This window comes from uncultured Chitinophaga sp., assembly GCF_937874145.1.
GTDB lineage: Bacteria > Bacteroidota > Bacteroidia > Chitinophagales > Chitinophagaceae > Chitinophaga.
Genome location: NZ_CALNBI010000400.1, coordinates 1 through 2,821, shown reverse-complemented (window position 1 = coordinate 2,821; position 2,821 = coordinate 1). Strand labels below are relative to the sequence as shown.

General features: G+C 55.2%; 4 protein-coding genes. 3 read left to right on the top strand and 1 reads right to left on the bottom strand.

The genetic code is table 11. The annotated features are described in order from the left end of the window. The 3 genes from Q0510_RS19450 to Q0510_RS19440 form a co-directional block, all read left to right on the top strand. A partial coding sequence (locus Q0510_RS19450; protein WP_298715476.1) for a DUF2807 domain-containing protein occupies positions 1-417 on the top strand: 417 nt, incomplete at its 5' end. Positions 418-538: 121 nt separating this feature from the next. After that, positions 539-1,054, top strand: a complete 516-nt coding sequence (locus tag Q0510_RS19445) for an RNA polymerase sigma-70 factor (RefSeq protein WP_298715475.1) — start codon at positions 539-541, stop codon at positions 1,052-1,054. A gap of 64 nt (positions 1,055-1,118) precedes the next feature. Further along, positions 1,119-2,099 (top strand): FecR domain-containing protein, encoded by a 981-nt coding sequence (locus tag Q0510_RS19440; RefSeq protein WP_298715474.1) that lies wholly within the window; start codon positions 1,119-1,121, stop codon positions 2,097-2,099. Positions 2,100-2,239: 140 nt separating this feature from the next. Here Q0510_RS19440 and Q0510_RS19435 read toward each other — a convergent pair. Continuing rightward, positions 2,240-2,821: 2'-5' RNA ligase family protein (locus tag Q0510_RS19435; protein WP_298715473.1), on the bottom strand; the 582-nt coding region annotated here is incomplete at its 5' end.

Genomic DNA, 2,821 nt, shown 5'->3' with positions numbered 1-2,821 from the left:
GTCCATATCCAGAGCGAAGATTACCGCAGAGTGGTGTTCTCCGGCTCGGGCGAGGTAACCACGCCGGACACCATCCGGAGCACCCAGTTCACGGCAGACCTTAACGGTTCCGGCAACGCCCGGCTGAAGGTAGACGCCAACGAACTGCGCCTGTACCTCTCCGGCTCGGGAAATATCCGGGCGGAAGGGAAGTCCCGCGATTACCACGCCAGCATCGAAGGCAGCGGCAATATCCACGCAGATGCGGTGAAAACCGTGAATGCCAATGTCAAAATCACCGGTTCGGGCAACCAGTCCATCTCCGTGAGCGACCGGCTGGATGCCAGGATCACCGGCAGCGGCAACATCCGCTACTCAGGCAATCCCCCGACCGTGAACGTAAATATTTCAGGTTCCGGAAAAGTTATCAAGCAATAGCACTACCGATAGGACTCTAATGAAAGCAACCGCTGTACTGTCATCCGCCATTCGTCCTGATATGCATATTGCGAAAGCCCAAACCGGTTATTTTTGCAATATGTCAGAAAACGACCGGTTATTGCAACTCTTACGGGAAGACGAGCACCAGTTTATGAAAGCGCTCTTCCAGGCTTACTTTGCACTTGTGTGCAAGTCGATTTACCGCCTCGTGCCGGATATGGCTACCGCCGAAGACCTGGCGCAGGAGGTTTTCATCAAGGTCTGGAACCGGCGCGGCCAGCTTGGGGAAGTATACTTTAAAGCTTACCTGCACCGCGCCGGGGTCAACATGGCCCTTGATCATATCGACAAGCACAAGCGGCGGGGCGGCCCTCCCCAGGAGATAGGGCCGGCGGCGGAAGAACAACAGGCCACCGCGCCGGTGGTCCACCTCGCAGACACGCAGACCCGCATCCGCCAGGCGGTAGACGCGCTGCCCGAAAAATGCCGGGAAGTATTTATGCTGAGCCGTTACGAGGAACTGAGTTACAAGGAAATCGCCCAAACGATGCAGATTTCCGTCAAAACGGTTGAAAACCAGATGATCACAGCTCTTAAAAAGCTGCGGCATTCGCTCAGGGAATACCTGGAATGACGATGTTTCCCTACACCATCCACGCCATTGTCAAGAAAGTATTTCCTATCAGAAAAAAACTAGCATGTTGAGCAACGAATATATGGATACACTCATCGCCCGCGATATCGAGGGCACCATCTCCGGGGCCGAGAAGCGGGAACTGGCGGACTGGCTGCAGGAAGACCCTGCCAACCAGGCCTACTACGAAGCCCTGAAAGATACCTGGGACCTGTCTGCAGACGCCTGGAACGTGGTGCCGGAGCCCGACATGGCGGCCAATTGGGAGCGTTTTTCCCGGAAGATCGCCACTCCAGAGCCGGCACCTATGCAGGTGGCCCACCGCGGGCGTGGCAGATGGCTCGCCGCCGCAGGCGTTGCCGCCATCCTCGCCACAGGGATTACGTATTTCCTCGCGAATACGGACCAAACCATTCCCCTCGCCGCCACTTCGGAGAAGCAATTATTCACCCTCCCCGACGGCAGTAAGGTGTACCTCAACCGGCATTCTACCCTGCAATACGACGAGCACTTCGCTGAAAATAACCGGGACATCAAGCTGGAAGGTGAAGCCTTCTTTGATGTGGCGCCCAATGCCGCGCATCCCTTTATCGTGCATGCGGGTGCTTCGCAGACCGAGGTGCTGGGTACTTCCTTCGGGATCAAGGCGTATGAGGAACAGCCTGTGCGGTTGAATGTGGTAACGGGTAAAGTCGCCTTCTCCAACGCTTCCCGCAAATCGGATGCCCTCGTGCTCACGGCGGGCCATGCTGCGGAAGTGCAGTCCGGGAAAGATCCGCGGGCGGTTACGGAAACCGATCCGAATTTCACTTCCTGGAAAGACAACAAGCTCGTATTCAACCACGCCAGTCTTGCCGCCACTTTCTCCGCCATGGAAGAGTATTTCGGCATCACGATCCGCATCGAAGACAGCGCCATCGCGGGGATGGAGTATATGGGTACGTTCAGCGACCCCAATCTCGACTCGATGATGAAAGTGATCGCGGCATCCACTGAAGTGAGGATCGTGGAGGAAAGCAAGGGAGTATACAAAGTCAGCAAATAAGCTTGCCACTATACTAAAACACAACTGAAGAATGATGGAATCCGGGCCCTGGGGGTCCGGATTTCTTTGTGTAAGGGGACAAAAAAAATCCGGGGCCTTTCGGCACCGGATTCTTTTTATTGACGGGGGTCGCTGATGGATCAGGCGCCGCCGAGTTTGCATTTCTGGAGTACTTCCCAGGATTTGCCGTTATGGCGGAGGAAGTACAGGTTGTTTACTTTGAAGGAAGCCTGGTACTCTTTGTTTTCGTATTCGGGCCATGCTTTTTCAAAAGTAGCGTCGTCGAGGTCTTTGAAGGCCACGGTAACGTGGGGAGTGAAGCCGGTGCGGGCGAGCATGGTGCTGAAGCCGAATTCCTTCCGGAGGAAATTGATCAGCTGGCGGTGCATGGCGCTCATGGTTTCGGATTTCTCCACGTTGATGAAGAGGACGCGGTTTTGTTTGTTCGGGAAGGTGCCGAAGCCGTTAAGGCTTACTTCGAAGGGCGCCTGTGTTTTGGCGAACTCGGTGAGTTCTTCGCAGAAGGCTCTTTCGAGGCTCGGGTCTGCGGTGAAGGGTACCTGCAGGGTAATGTGCGGGAGTACTTTCAGCGCGTACATCGGGCCGTATTGTTCGGCGAATTCCTGTTTTATTTTGATGATCTCCTTGCCTACTTCAGCAGTAGGGAGCAAGGCAATGAAGTAAATCTTGTTATCGGGTTTGGGAGCACGGGGACCGCCTCT